Here is a 12,675-nt window from a genome sequence, read left to right as displayed (position 1 = left end):
TGGACCGCCTGACCGCACTGCAGCGCCAGTCGGTCACCCTCGCGTACTACGACGGCTACACCTACCGGGAGGTGGCCGAGCGCCTCTCCCTTCCGCTGGGCACGGTGAAGACACGGATGAGAGACGGACTCAACCGCCTGCGCGACTGCCTGGGAGGTGCCGCATGAGCCTCTTCGGCCGGCTGCCGCGCCGCGGCGACCTCCATTCGCTCGCCGCCCCGTACGCCCTGGACGCCCTCGAAGGCGCCGAACGGGTCCGCTTCGAACGGCACCTGGAGAAGTGCGAGCGCTGCGCCGCCGACGTGCGTGCGCTGTCCGAGGACGCCGTCCGGCTGGCCTGGTCCACGGCCGCCCCGGCGCCGGCCGCCCTGCGCGAGCGGATCCTGGCCGCCGTACGGAGCACTCCGCAGGAGCCGGCGCACGGGCGCGGGCCCGTGCGCCGGCTGCCGCCGCACGTGTGGGGCGTCCAGCCGCCGCCGGAGCGCTCCCGCGCGTCCCGGCCGCGCCCCCTGCTGGTGCCCTTCGCCACGGCGACGGCCGCCGCGGCGCTCGTGGTCGCCTCGCTCTTCGCCGTCCAGGCGAACCGGACGCAGGGCGAACTGGACACCGCGCGGGACCGGGCACGTGAGATCGCCCACGTTCTGGCCGCGCCGGACGCTCGCGCCACGAGCGGCGAGGACGACCGGGGCCGCGGTATCGGAGTGGTCGCCTCCGCGTCCGAGGGGCGCGCGGTCGTCACCCTGAGCGGGTACGGCGAGCCGTCCGGCGACCGCGTGCACCAACTCTGGCTGATGCGCCCCGGCGCCGTACCGCGCTCCCTCGGGCTCTTCGACGGCGACACGCCCCTGATCGCCTCCGGCCTGCACCCGGCCGCCACGTCACTGGCCGTGACGATCGAGCCCGACGGGGGCTCGGCCCGCCCGACGAGCAGGCCGGTTGTCCAACTCACCCTGGAATCTGTCGGATTCGGAGAGTGATCGTCAACCCCCTTACGGGGAAGGTGAATCCTGTGACCGCGATACACGCATGCCGTACCGGGGCGATAGGGTTACTCTGCCCGGGCCGGGTGGACTCGTACGGGTGGGGAGTGACATGGAACAGATAACAGTGCGCAGCAGGGCAAGGGTCCCTGCGATCACTTGCGGAAGCAGCGCGACCAGCTCGCGTCTCGACCGTCATCTCGCGGTGCTCGGAGGGCCTGCCCTCCCGCAACGGGAGACGGTGGAGGCGACGTCGCTGATGCGTGAGCTGACCGCGCGTGAGCCCGCGCACAAGCGCAGCAGCAGGGGCGCCAGGGTGCGCCGGGTCTCGCTGTTCGCGCCGTTGCGCCGACTGCGCCGCTCGCTGTTCGGCGGCAACTGAGGCCCGCGCGCCGGCGGTCACACCGACCCGGCGCGGCGCCGTGCAGTCCGTCATCCCCACGGCACGCAGCGGCGCCCCGGTGTGCTCCCGAGCGCGGGTAATCTCCGTACGCCCCGTACCCGTTCGTACGCCCGTCCGTCCGGTACGTCCGTCCCGCCGATTCCCACCCGGTGTGGCGCCCCTCGGCCCGCTCAGCCCTCCCCGCGCGCGTACCGGCGCACGGCGAGCGGGACGAAGACCGCGAGCAGTACCGCGCACCAGGCCAGCGAGCCGGCGACGGGATGCGCCACCGGCCAGGCGGCCCCCTCCGGCACGGGCGCGTTGCCGAAGAGATCGCGCAGGGCCGTGGTCACCGCGCTGATCGGATTCCACTCGGCGACCGTGCGCAGCCAGCCCGGCAACCCATCGGTCGGGATGTACGCGTTGGACAGCAGCGGCAGGATGAAGGTCGCGCCGCCCAGTTGACCGGCCGCCTCCTCGTTCCGGGTGAGCAGCCCCAGAAAGATCCCGACCCACGTCGTCGCGAACCGGAACAGCAGCAACAGCCCCACAGCACCCACCGCGCCGAGCACGCCCCCCTCCACCCGCCAGCCCACCGCGAGCCCGACCAGCAGGAAGGGCCCCGTCCCGGCGGCCGTGACGAGCACGTCCGCGACCGACTGCCCGAGCGGCACCGCCGCCCGGCTCACCGGCAGGGTCCGCAGACGGTCCGTCACGCCCCGGTGCGTGTCCCGGGCGGCCTGGAACATGCCCGTCATGATGCCGTTCGCGGCCGTCGCGACCAGCAGGCCCGGCACCAGGAAGGACCGGTACTCCTCGCCCGGCATCGCCAGCGCGCTGCCGAAGACGTAGCCGAAGAACAGCAGCATGGTGACCGGCATCGTCTGGGTGAGGATCAGCAGCCCCGGATTGTTCCGCAGCCGCCGCAGTTGCCGGCTCAGCATCACCGTGCCGTCGTACGCCAGGTCGTGGGTAGCCGTTCGAGCGGGCCCTGACGCGGGTGCTGGACGGGTTCGCCTGAGCGGTGCCCGAGCGGGGGCCTGAGCGCGGCCTGAGCGGGAAGACCTCGGCGGCCCGAGTCGGGGCGGGCCTACAGCAGCGTCAGCTGCCCCTCCGGCCCCTCCTCCCTGCCGTCCAGGACGGAGGCCGGCCGGCGGGCCGCCGCGGGCGCCGGCAGAACGCCCGCCTCGCGCAGTTCGGCCGACGTGATCCCGTCCGTCACGGTCAGTTCCCGGCACCGCGGCCGCAGTTCGGCGAGCAGCGCGAGGACCGTGATCAGTTCCAGCAGCTCGGACGTCCAGGCCTGCGGCCAGGTGGCCGGGCGGATCGCGGCCAGCGTGCCCGGCTCGCCCTCGGCGGTACGGGCCGCGAACCACTGCTCCAGCACCCGCACCCCGCCCACCTCGAAGTCCCAGGCACCGGGCGGCACGGGGGAGACCCGGCCCTCGTCCAGGTACAGGGCCTCCTCGTCCCGGTCGTAGCGCAGAGCCAGCGGGCGCCCGGGCAGTGGCGCGCGGACGTACGGGCGACGGCCGCCGGGCAGCTTGGGGCGCTCCCCGTCGCGGCGCATCAGCCACAGGGCGCGCCGGCCCAGGCCGACACCGCGCTCCCACAGCGCGGGGTCCGCGGTCAGCGGGACGACGGAGCCCTCCCGCACGGTCGCCACCGCCCAGGCCAGCACGTCCCCGGGCGCGGGACGCCGGCCGAGCCGGGCGGCCAGGTGGTCGAGGAGACCGGGGGCCAGGTTCGGCTCCGCCCCATCGGGACGCCGGTACAGCGGGCGTACCCGGGCTCCGCCGAGCAGCGGCAGCCGCGAGGTCGCGACGAGCAGGGGAGGGCCGGCGGCGCCGGGCGCCTCCACCACGAAGACCTGTCGCCCGTCCGCCACCCGCCACAGCTCCGGACGGGCCGCGTCGATCAGCCGGTGGTCGGGAATGAGCCACTGCTCGTCGAAGGGCGCGCGCAGCACACGGACCGGCTCCGGACACGGCCCCGAGGCGCGCGCCAGCTTCTCGGTGCCGCCGGCCCCGCCCGGCAGCTGTCCGACCGCCGTGTGCGCGGTCCGCGAGCGCGTCGGCTCCAACAGGCCCTCACGGTCGGGCCCCTCGGCCTTCATCAGGGCGTCCCAGCGGGCTTTGAGGGACGCCGCGTCGGGTGCCGTCGGCCACCCCCGGCCGAGCCGCGGCGGTGCGACGGACCACGGCATGAGGTCCGCCAGCGGCGGAGCGTCGTCGTGCGTCACGCTGGGCATCGTACGACGGGGCGCCGGTGCCTCACGTGGCATCCAGGGTGACCGTGAACGAGAAGCGGTCCCCCCGGTAGTGGATGACCGCCACGTCCAGCACCCGCCCAGCCGTGTCGTACGTGATGCCCGTGTAGTGCAGGATCGGGCTGAGCAGCGGGACTTCGAGCAGCCGCGCCGTCTCCGGGTCCGCGAGCCGGGCCTCCACGGTGTCCGTGATGCGGCTGATGTCCATGCCCACCACGTCCCGCAGCACCTTGGTCATCGGCCAGCGGGCCAGGTCGTCCACGTCGATGCGGGCGGCGACCTCGGGCCGGACGTAGTTGTGGGCGTGGTTGGTGGGCTCACCCGTCTTCTCGTCGCAGCGCAGCCGGTGGTACGTCGCCGTCTCCGCCAGGTCCGGGAAGAACTCGGCGAGTTCGGGCGGCACGGGCCCGGGGCCGTGGCCCAGCAGCTCGGCCTTCATGCCGGACTGCTGGGCCACGATCGCGTCGACCGAGCCCAGCAGCCGCACCGGGGCGCCCCGCCGGGCGTCGGGCTCGATGAACGTGCCGCGCCTGCGGTGCCGGGTGATCAGCCCCTCGTCCTCCAGTTCCTTCAGCGCCTGCCTCATGGTCAGCACGCTCACCCCGTAGTGACCGGCCAACTGTTCCTCCGTGGGCAGGCGCAGCGGGTCCCGGGGCGAGCGGCCGAGTATCGAGGCGCGCAGCGACTGCGACACCTGGTACCACAGCGGCAGCTTGCGGTTCAGGACGATGGAGTCCGGGGCGAAGGAGGTCACGGGCCATCCGTACCGGTAGGGAATCCTCAGTGCAAGGGGCGGAAGTGACGCTCCAGACCCTGCCAGACGTCGTCGTAGCCCTGCTGCAGGTGTTCGGCGCGGGCCGCGTGGGGCGTGAGGGTCACCGGCCAGCGCGTCTCGAACATGAACGCCAGCCCGTCGTCGATCCGCTGCGGCTTCAGTTCGGCCGCGCTCGCCCGGTCGAAGGTCTCCCGGTCCGGGCCGTGCGCCGACATCATGTTGTGCAGCGAGCCGCCGCCCGGCACGAAGCCCTCCGCCTTGGCGTCGTAGGCGCCCTCGATCAGGCCCATGTACTCGCTCATCACGTTCCGGTGGAAGTACGGCGGCCGGAAGGTGTCCTCGCCCACCAGCCAGCGCGGCGCGAAGACCACGAAGTCGACGCCCGCGAGGCCGGGGGTGTCCGACGGAGAGGTCAGCACCGTGAAGATCGACGGGTCCGGATGGTCGTACGAGATGCTGCCGATGACGTTGAAACGGCGCAGGTCGTAGACGTACGGGACATGGTTGCCGTGCCAGGCGACCACGTCCAGCGGGGAGTGGTCGTAGGTCGCGGTCCAGAGGTTGCCGCAGAACTTGTTGACCACCTCCACCGGGCCCTCGACGTCCTCGTAGGCGGCGACCGGCGCCATGAAATCCCGCACGTTCGCCAGGCCGTTGGCGCCGATCGGGCCGAGGTCGGGGAGGCGGAAGGGGGCGCCGTAGTTCTCGCAGACGTAGCCGCGGGCCCCCTCGTCGAGCAGTTCCACGCGGAAGCGGACCCCGCGCGGGACCAGCGCCACATGGCCGGGCTCGGCGTGCAGCAGTCCGAACTCGGTGCGCAGCAGCAGGCCGCCGCGCTCCGGGACGATCAGCAGTTCGCCGTCGGCGTCGCTGAAGACGCGCTCCATGGAGGCCGTGGCGTGGTACAGGTGCACGGCCATGCCGGTGCGCTGGGCGACGTCGCCGTTGCCGCCCAGCGTCCACAGGCCCGCCAGGAAGTCGGTCCCCGCCTCCGGCTCGGGCAGCGGGTTCCATCGCAGCCGGTTCGGGTCCGGCACCGCCTGGGTGAAGGGCGCCGTGCGGATCGCGCCGTTGCCCGCGCGGGTGAACGCCGGGTGCGCGGCCGACGGGCGGATCCGGTACAGCCAGGAGCGCCGGTTGTCCGCCCTCGGCTCCGTGAACGCCGTGCCGCTCAACTGCTCCGCGTAGAGTCCCAGCGGCGCCCGCTGCGGCGAGTTACGGCCCTCGGGCAGGGCGCCAGGAACGGCCTGCGAGCTGTGCTCGTTGCCGAAACCGGACAGGTAGACCAGCCCCTCCGCGGTCTTCCGCGCGTCCCCGCTCATTGATCGCTCCCTCGCAACCCGATTCCTACCCGATTCCTATGGGACACCGTAGGATTGCGGTTTCCCGTGCGCAAGAGGTCGTACGGGGTTCTGGTCCACGGGGGTAGTCCCGGAGGAGGATGAACGGAACCAGACCCCGGGGGGATCCGGACTGTCGGACCGGTGTTCTAGTCTCCCGTCATGTCGTGGATGCGGGGAGTGCTCGCCGTGCTCGCGGTCTGTGTCCTGCTGCTGACCGGACCCGCCGGCTGCGGCTCCAGTGATACGGGCGAACCGGAGGCCCGGGACTCGGCCACGCCGGCGGGCAGGCTGCTCGACACCACCGACGAGGAGGGCCGGCGCTACCGGGAGGTGGACGGCGAGGGCGCTCCCGAGGTCGGTGTCGAGGTGCAGCCCGAGGCCGACGACAGCTGGGTCGTACGCCTGACCCTCCGCGACTTCAGGTTCTCGCCCGCCGGGACGGAGGCGAAGGCGGTGGCCGGCCGCGGCGTCGCCCACCTCTTCCTCGACGGCGACCTCCTCACCCGCCTGCGCGGACCGGAGTACCGCCTCGCCGCCCACCTCGTGCCCCGCGGCACCCACCAGCTCACGGTCCGCCTGTACGCCGACGACGGCACCGTCTGGGCCGCCGACGGCGAGCCCGTCGAGAGCACGGCGGACATCACGGCGTCGGACGCGGAGCCGACGGAGCCGGAGGAACCGGAGGAGCCGGCGCCGGGGGAGAAGGAGGGCCAGTCGCTTCCCGCGTCCGCGGCGGTGCGGTGAGCGGAGCGGGTGGCCACCGCCGTACTGAAGGTCACAGTTCACCTGACCGCGGCGGAAGGGCATCATGAAGACCGTGTCCCACGCGACCTCGCTCCGCCGTGCCCCCGTGCAGCGGCGCAGCGCCGAACGGCTGACCCGGATCCTCGACGCCTGCGCGGACCTCCTCGACGAGGTCGGCTACGACGCCCTGAGCACCCGGGCCGTGGCGCTGCGCGCGGACGTCCCCATCGGCTCCGTGTACCGCTTCTTCGGCAACAAGCGGCAGATGGCCGACGCGCTGGCCCAGCGCAACCTGGAGCGCTACGCGGAGCGGGTGACCGAACGGCTGACGGAGACGGGCGACGGCGGCTGGCGCGGGGCGCTGGACGCGGTGCTCGACGAGTACCTGGCGATGAAACGGACCGCACCCGGCTTCTCGCTGATCGACTTCGGCAACCAGATACCGGTCGGCGGCCGCCACGCCGTCCCCAACCACCGCGTCGCCGACCGGCTCACCGAACTGCTCTCCGGTTACCTCGGCCGCCGCCCCGACGACGATCTGCGCCGCACCTTCCTCGTCGCCGTGGAGACGGCCGACACCCTCGTGCAGCTCGCCTTCCGGGTCGCGCCGGGCGGTGACGAGAAGATCATCGAGGAGGCCCGGGAACTGCTGCGGGCGTATCTGGAGCGGGTGCTCGACTGACGGGGTGGCGCCCCATGGTCCTCCGGCGGGGCTTGGCCGGATTACCTGACAGGGCTCCCCAACATGCCTACCGGTCGGTATGCTCGCCGCGAGAGAGCGCCGCCGCCGCCCTACGGGAGGACCCGTGTCCCGCACCGCCCTGCGTATCTGCCCCCTGTGCGAGGCCACCTGCGGCCTGGCGCTCACCATCGACGGCACCACGGTCACCGCGGCCCGAGGGGACCGCGACGACGTCTTCAGCCGCGGATTCATCTGCCCCAAGGGCGCCTCCTTCGGGGCCGTCGACTCCGATCCCGACCGGCTGCGCGCCCCCCTGGTGCGCAGGGGCGGCGAGCTGCGCGAGGCCACCTGGGAGGAGGCGTTCGACGCGATCGCCGCCGGGATCCGGCCCGTCGTCGAGCGGTACGGGCCGAACTCCGTCGGCGTCGTCCTCGGCAACCCCAACGTGCACACGATGGCCGGTGCCCTCTACCCGACCCTCCTGATCGGCGCCCTCGGCACCCGCAGCCTCTTCACCGCGTCGACGGTCGACCAGATGCCCAAGCACGTCTCCAGCGGGCTGCTCTTCGGCGACGCCAACGCCATCCCGGTGCCCGACCTCGACCACACCGACCACCTGCTCCTCATCGGCGCCAACCCGCTGGAGTCCAACGGCAGCCTCTGCACGGCTCCCGACTTCCCCGGCCGCCTCAAGGCGCTCAAGGCCCGCGGCGGCACCCTCACCGTCATCGACCCGCGCCGCACCCGCACCGCCAGGCTCGCCGACCGGCACGTGGCGATCCGGCCCGGCACCGACGCCCTGCTTCTCGCCGCGATGGCCCACGTGCTGTTCGAAGAGAGCCTGGTGGACCTGGGCGCCCTCGCCCCGCACGTCGAAGGGGTCACGGAACTCGCCGATGCCGTAGCCGACTTCACGCCGGAGTCCGTCGCCGCCGCCTGCGACGTGGACGCCGACGTGACGCGCGCCCTCGCCCGCGAACTCGCCGCCGCCCCCACCGCCGCCGTCTACGGCCGCATCGGCAGCTGCACCGTCCCGCACGGCACGCTCGCCAGCTGGCTCGTGGACGTCCTCAACATCCTCACCGGCAACCTCGACCGGCCCGGCGGCGCCCTCTTCCCGCAGGCCGCCACCGACAGGACACCCCGCCCCGCCGGACCCGGCCACGGCTTCGCGCTCGGCCGCTGGCGCTCCCGGGTGAGCGGACACCCCGAGGCCAAGGGCGAACTGCCCCTGTCCGCCCTCGCCGAGGAGATCGACACCGACACCGGCACCGCCGCCGAGGCGGGCGAGCCGGTCCGCGCGCTGGTCACCATCGCCGCCAACCCCGTGCTGTCCGCACCCGACGGCGACCGGCTCGACAAGGCGCTGGCCTCGCTCGACTTCATGGTGAGCGTCGATCCCTACCTCAACGAGACCTCGCGCCACGCCCACGTCGTCCTGCCGCCGCCCCCGCCGGCCCAGAGCCCGCACCACGACTTCGCCTTCAACACGCTCGCCGTGCGCAACCAGGTCCGCTACACCCGCCCCGCCGTCCCGCTGGAACCCGGCCGCATGGCGGAGACCGAGATCCTGGCCCGGCTGATCCTGGCCGCCACCGGCAGGCACGGCGCCGACCCGGCCGCCGTCGACGCCATGGTGATCGAACAGACCCTCGGCAAGGCCGTACGGGAGCCGCACTCACCCGTGCACGGACGCGACCCGGGCGAACTGACCGCCCAGCTCACCGGCGAGAACGGTCCCGAGCGGCGGCTCGACATGATGCTGCGCCTCGGCCCCTACGGCGACGGCTTCGGCGTACGGTCCGACGGGCTGTCCCTGCGGCGGCTGCTCGCCCACCCGCACGGCATCGACCTCGGCCCCCTGCGCCCGCGGCTGCCGCAGCCGCTGAAGACCCGCAGCGGCAAGGTGGAGCTGCTGGCCGGACCGATCGCCGACGATCTGCCGCGGCTGCGGCAGGCCCTGACCGAGCGGCCCGACGGGCTCGTCCTCGTCGGCCGGCGCCATCTGAGGTCCAACAACAGCTGGATGCACAACATCCCGGCCCTCACCGGCGGCTCCAACCGCTGCACCCTGCACCTCCACCCCGACGACGCCGAACGGCTCGGCGTGCGCAGCGGAGAGCCCGTGCGCGTGACCGGCGCCGGGGGAGAGGTGACCGCCCCCGCTGAGGTCACCGACGCGGTGCGGCGGGGCGTGGTCAGCCTTCCGCACGGCTGGGGCCACGGCCGCCCCGGCACCCGTCTGACCCACGCCGCCACCGAGCCCGGCGTCAACGTCAACCAGCTCCTCGACGGCACCCTGCTCGACCCGCTCTCGGGCAACGCGGTTCTCAACGGCATACCCGTCGCGATCGCTCCCGCGCCCCGGACCTGACCGGCGTACCGCTGTGACCTGGAGTTTTGCGCTTATTGCTCGCATGTCAACGTCTTGTTAACGCTGCTTTGCGCCACCTAACGTCGCTCGCACCGCCTGCCCCGGTGGAATGTTCAAGGGCGAACGTTAGGTACTCACTCATGCTGACCATCCTCGGCTTCGCCATGATCGCGACCTTCCTGGTCCTGATCATGATGAAGAAGATGTCGCCGATCGCGGCGCTCGTGCTGATCCCCGCGCTGTTCTGCGTGTTCGTCGGCAAGGGCGCCCACCTCGGTGACTACGTCATCGACGGCGTGTCCAGCCTCGCCCCCACCGCGGCGATGCTCATGTTCGCGATCGTCTATTTCGGGGTGATGATCGACGTCGGGCTCTTCGACCCGATCGTCCGGGCCATCCTGAAGTTCTGCAAGGCCGACCCGATGCGGATCGTCGTCGGCACGGCCCTGCTCGCCGCCATCGTCTCGCTGGACGGCGACGGCTCCACCACGTTCATGATCACGGTCTCGGCGATGTACCCGCTGTACAAGCGCCTCAAGATGAGCCTGGTCGTGATGACCGGCGTCGCGGCGATGGCCAACGGTGTGATGAACACCCTGCCCTGGGGCGGCCCCACCGCCCGCGCCGCCACCGCCCTGAAGGTCGACGCCACCGACATCTTCGTCCCGATGATCCCGGCCCTGGCCGTCGGTCTGCTCGCGGTCATCACCCTGTCGTACGTGCTGGGTCTGCGTGAGCGCAGGCGGCTGGGCACGCTGACGCTGGACGAGGCGCTGGTGCGGGAGCCGGAGAGCGAGACGGTGCTGGTCGGCGCGGGTTCGGGCGCGGCCTCCGGTGCGGGTACGGGTGCGGGTGCCCGTATCGGCAAGGCGTCGTCCGCGTCCGCCGCGGGCTCCGGCGGGCCGGGTGACGCCACCGGGGACAGCGGGTTCGACGAGTCCGACAAGTCCCGCGACTCCGACGACTCCGACGACTTCGGCGACTCCGACGACGACTTCAAGGGTCTCGACCCGAACCGGCCCACCCTGCGCCCCAAGCTGTACTGGTTCAACGCGCTGCTCACGGTCGCGCTGCTCAGCGCCATGATCATGGAGGTGCTGCCGATCCCGGTGCTCTTCCTGCTCGGCGCCGCGCTCGCGCTCACCGTCAACTTCCCGCACATCCCGGACCAGAAGGCCCGGATCGCGGCCCACGCCGACAACGTCCTCAACGTATCCGGCATGGTCTTCGCCGCCGCCGTCTTCACCGGCGTCCTCACCGGCACCGGCATGGTCGACCACATGGCCAACTGGCTCGTGGACACCATTCCCGACGGCATGGGCCCGCACATGGGCCTGGTCACCGGTCTGCTGAGCCTGCCGCTGACCTACTTCATGTCGAACGACGGCTTCTACTTCGGCGTCCTGCCGGTGCTCGCCGAGGCCGGTCAGGCGCACGGCGTGTCGACACTGGAGATCGCCCGCGCCTCGATCGTCGGCCAGCCGCTGCACATGTCCAGCCCCCTCGTTCCGGCCGTCTACGTCCTGGTCGGCATGGCCAAGGTCGAGTTCGGCGACCACACGCGGTTCGTGGTGAAGTGGGCGGTTCTGACGAGCCTCGTGATTCTCGCGGCGGGCATCCTGTTCGGCATCATCTGACGATCGGCCCGGCTCCCTGGGAACTCGTTCGGGGAGCCGCGTCTCGGGTTCGCGGGAAGGACACGATCATGGCGCCCGGTGGAAACCGCGGCTGGCTGCTCCGCCTCGTCATCGCCTTCGGCTTCGCGCAGGGGGCGGTGTCGATGGCCCGGCCCGCGGTCTCCTACCGGGCCCTCGCGCTGGGCGCGGACGAACAGGCGGTCGGTGTCATCGCCGGCGTGTACGCGCTGCTGCCGCTGTTCGCCGCCGTCCCGCTCGGCCGCCGCACCGACCACGGCCGCTGCGCACCCTTGCTGCCGGTCGGCGTGGTGCTCATCGCCGGCGGCTGCGCGCTGAGCGGCATCGCGGGCTCCCTGTGGGCGATGGCCCTGTGGAGCGGTGTCATGGGCCTCGGCCACCTCTGCTTCGTCATCGGCGCGCAGTCGCTGGTCGCCCGCCAGTCCGCGCCGCACGAACAGGACCGCAACTTCGGCCACTTCACCATCGGCGCCTCACTCGGCCAACTCGTGGGGCCCGTCGCGGCGGGCGCGCTGATCGGCGGCCACGACATGGCCGGCAGCAGCGCCCTGGCCCTCGTGGTGGCGGGCGCGGGCGCTGCGGTCGCGTTCACGTCGCTGTGGCGCATAGAGCATCCGGGGGCCGCCAAGTCCCGTACGGAGGCGGGCGTGCGGGTGCCCGTGGGGAGCATCCTGCGCGCCCGGGGCGTGCCCGCGGGCATCCTGATCAGCCTGTCCGTCCTGTCCGCCACCGACATCCTCACCGCCTACCTGCCGGTGGTCGGCGAGCACCGGGGCATCACCCCGGCCGTGATCGGCGTACTGCTCAGCCTCCGCGCGGCGGCCACCATCGCCTGCCGGCTGGTACTGACGCCCCTGCTGCGGCTGCTCGGCCGCACCGCGCTGCTCACGGTCACGTGTCTGCTGGCCGCCCTGCTGTGCGCCGGTGTCGCGCTGCCGGTGCCGGTGTGGGCGCTCGCGCTGATGCTGGTCGTCCTCGGCTTCTGCCTCGGCGTCGGCCAGCCGCTGTCCATGACGACCGTCGTCCAGGCGGCCCCCGACGGAGCCCGCTCCACCGCCCTCGCCCTGCGCCTGACCGGCAACCGCCTCGGCCAGGTCGCCGCACCCGCCGCGGCGGGCCTGATCGCGGGCGTCGCGGGCGTGGCCGCGCCGTTCGTGATGCTGGGCGCCCTGCTGCTCCTCTCCTCCGGCATCGCCCTGCGCGCCCCGTCCACCGAACCGACCACGAACCACCCGTCCACCGAACCCCCCGCGGACCTTCCGCCCACCGAGGACACCTCCGAGGACACCCCCGACGGCACGCCCCGCCGCCGCCCGCTACGCCGATCGGCCCCCTAGGACGGCCAGGGCCCGTCCGCAGACGCCTCTCCGCCCCAGCCGCTCGCTTCCCGGCCTGCGCCCGCCTGCCCTGCGGGCTTCGCGTGCCTTGCGGGCTTCGCGTGCCCCGCGGCCCCGCCCGCACTTCCCCTCGCC

Annotated in this window: 12 protein-coding genes; 8 read left to right on the top strand and 4 right to left on the bottom strand. The window is 73.0% G+C overall.

Features of this window, described 5'->3' with window-relative positions; genetic code table 11:
• From EBH09_RS07185 to EBH09_RS07175, 3 genes are all read left to right on the top strand, one after another.
• Positions 1-167: sigma factor-like helix-turn-helix DNA-binding protein (locus EBH09_RS07185; RefSeq protein ID WP_274595127.1), on the top strand; the 167-nt coding region annotated here is incomplete at its 5' end.
• Positions 164-976 carry an anti-sigma factor gene (locus EBH09_RS07180; RefSeq protein WP_121746087.1) on the top strand — a complete coding sequence of 271 codons (813 nt, stop codon included), beginning with the start codon at positions 164-166 and terminating at the stop codon, positions 974-976. The genes EBH09_RS07185 and EBH09_RS07180, both read left to right, overlap by 4 nt.
• A gap of 115 nt (positions 977-1,091) precedes the next feature.
• Positions 1,092-1,361 carry a hypothetical protein gene (locus EBH09_RS07175; RefSeq protein ID WP_055416136.1) on the top strand — a complete coding sequence of 90 codons (270 nt, stop codon included), beginning with the start codon at positions 1,092-1,094 and terminating at the stop codon, positions 1,359-1,361.
• A gap of 191 nt (positions 1,362-1,552) precedes the next feature.
• On the opposite strand, the gene EBH09_RS07170 is transcribed toward EBH09_RS07175, so the two are convergent.
• The 4 genes from EBH09_RS07170 to hmgA form a co-directional block, all read right to left on the bottom strand.
• A complete protein-coding gene (locus EBH09_RS07170) occupies positions 1,553-2,305 on the bottom strand; it encodes an ABC transporter permease (RefSeq protein ID WP_238697227.1) in 753 nt (250 codons plus the stop codon).
• A 146-nt stretch (positions 2,306-2,451) separates the two neighbouring features.
• Positions 2,452-3,612, bottom strand: a complete 1,161-nt coding sequence (locus tag EBH09_RS07165; protein WP_193776151.1) for a type ISP restriction/modification enzyme — start codon at positions 3,610-3,612, stop codon at positions 2,452-2,454.
• A 22-nt stretch (positions 3,613-3,634) separates the two neighbouring features.
• Complete coding sequence (locus EBH09_RS07160) at positions 3,635-4,384, bottom strand: GntR family transcriptional regulator (protein ID WP_121746085.1); 750 nt, start codon at positions 4,382-4,384, stop codon at positions 3,635-3,637.
• Between the two features lie 26 nt (positions 4,385-4,410).
• Entirely contained in the window at positions 4,411-5,727 is a 1,317-nt protein-coding gene (gene hmgA / locus EBH09_RS07155; RefSeq protein WP_121746084.1) for a homogentisate 1,2-dioxygenase, read from the bottom strand.
• A 180-nt stretch (positions 5,728-5,907) separates the two neighbouring features.
• Between hmgA and EBH09_RS07150 the strand changes: the two genes are divergently transcribed.
• The 5 genes from EBH09_RS07150 to EBH09_RS07130 all read left to right on the top strand — a co-directional run bounded on the left by EBH09_RS07150 (position 5,908) and on the right by EBH09_RS07130 (position 12,540).
• Positions 5,908-6,492, top strand: coding sequence for a hypothetical protein (locus EBH09_RS07150; protein WP_121746083.1), 585 nt, complete (start codon positions 5,908-5,910; stop codon positions 6,490-6,492).
• 64 nt (positions 6,493-6,556) lie between these two features.
• Positions 6,557-7,174: a TetR/AcrR family transcriptional regulator gene (locus EBH09_RS07145; protein ID WP_121746082.1), complete on the top strand. Its 618-nt coding sequence runs from the start codon at positions 6,557-6,559 to the stop codon at positions 7,172-7,174.
• A gap of 124 nt (positions 7,175-7,298) precedes the next feature.
• Positions 7,299-9,548, top strand: a complete 2,250-nt coding sequence (locus tag EBH09_RS07140) for a molybdopterin oxidoreductase family protein (protein WP_121746081.1) — start codon at positions 7,299-7,301, stop codon at positions 9,546-9,548.
• A gap of 140 nt (positions 9,549-9,688) precedes the next feature.
• Complete coding sequence (locus EBH09_RS07135) at positions 9,689-11,185, top strand: citrate:proton symporter (protein WP_121746080.1); 1,497 nt, start codon at positions 9,689-9,691, stop codon at positions 11,183-11,185.
• A gap of 68 nt (positions 11,186-11,253) precedes the next feature.
• A complete protein-coding gene (locus tag EBH09_RS07130) occupies positions 11,254-12,540 on the top strand; it encodes an MFS transporter (protein ID WP_238697201.1) in 1,287 nt (428 codons plus the stop codon).
• The last annotated feature ends 135 nt before the right edge of the window (positions 12,541-12,675 follow it).

This window comes from Streptomyces sp. E2N166, assembly GCF_003671715.1.
Lineage (GTDB): Bacteria > Actinomycetota > Actinomycetes > Streptomycetales > Streptomycetaceae > Streptomyces > Streptomyces thinghirensis.
The sequence above is the reverse complement of the archived record's forward strand: the minus strand, read 5'-3'. Positions and strand labels throughout refer to the sequence as shown.

What these genes read in the sequence shown, in the direction of transcription:
- EBH09_RS07180 (WP_121746087.1), top strand. Translation starts at nt 164, where the DNA reads ATGAGCCTCTTCGGCCGGCTGCCGCGCCGCGGCGACCTCCATTCGCTC.
- EBH09_RS07135 (WP_121746080.1), top strand. Translation starts at nt 9,689, where the DNA reads ATGCTGACCATCCTCGGCTTCGCCATGATCGCGACCTTCCTGGTCCTG.
- EBH09_RS07145 (WP_121746082.1), top strand. Translation starts at nt 6,557, where the DNA reads ATGAAGACCGTGTCCCACGCGACCTCGCTCCGCCGTGCCCCCGTGCAG.
- EBH09_RS07130 (WP_238697201.1), top strand. Translation starts at nt 11,254, where the DNA reads ATGGCGCCCGGTGGAAACCGCGGCTGGCTGCTCCGCCTCGTCATCGCC.
- EBH09_RS07175 (WP_055416136.1), top strand. Translation starts at nt 1,092, where the DNA reads ATGGAACAGATAACAGTGCGCAGCAGGGCAAGGGTCCCTGCGATCACT.
- EBH09_RS07170 (WP_238697227.1), bottom strand. Translation starts at nt 2,305, where the DNA reads ATGCTGAGCCGGCAACTGCGGCGGCTGCGGAACAATCCGGGGCTGCTG.
- EBH09_RS07150 (WP_121746083.1), top strand. Translation starts at nt 5,908, where the DNA reads ATGTCGTGGATGCGGGGAGTGCTCGCCGTGCTCGCGGTCTGTGTCCTG.
- EBH09_RS07165 (WP_193776151.1), bottom strand. Translation starts at nt 3,612, where the DNA reads ATGCCCAGCGTGACGCACGACGACGCTCCGCCGCTGGCGGACCTCATG.
- hmgA (WP_121746084.1), bottom strand. Translation starts at nt 5,727, where the DNA reads ATGAGCGGGGACGCGCGGAAGACCGCGGAGGGGCTGGTCTACCTGTCC.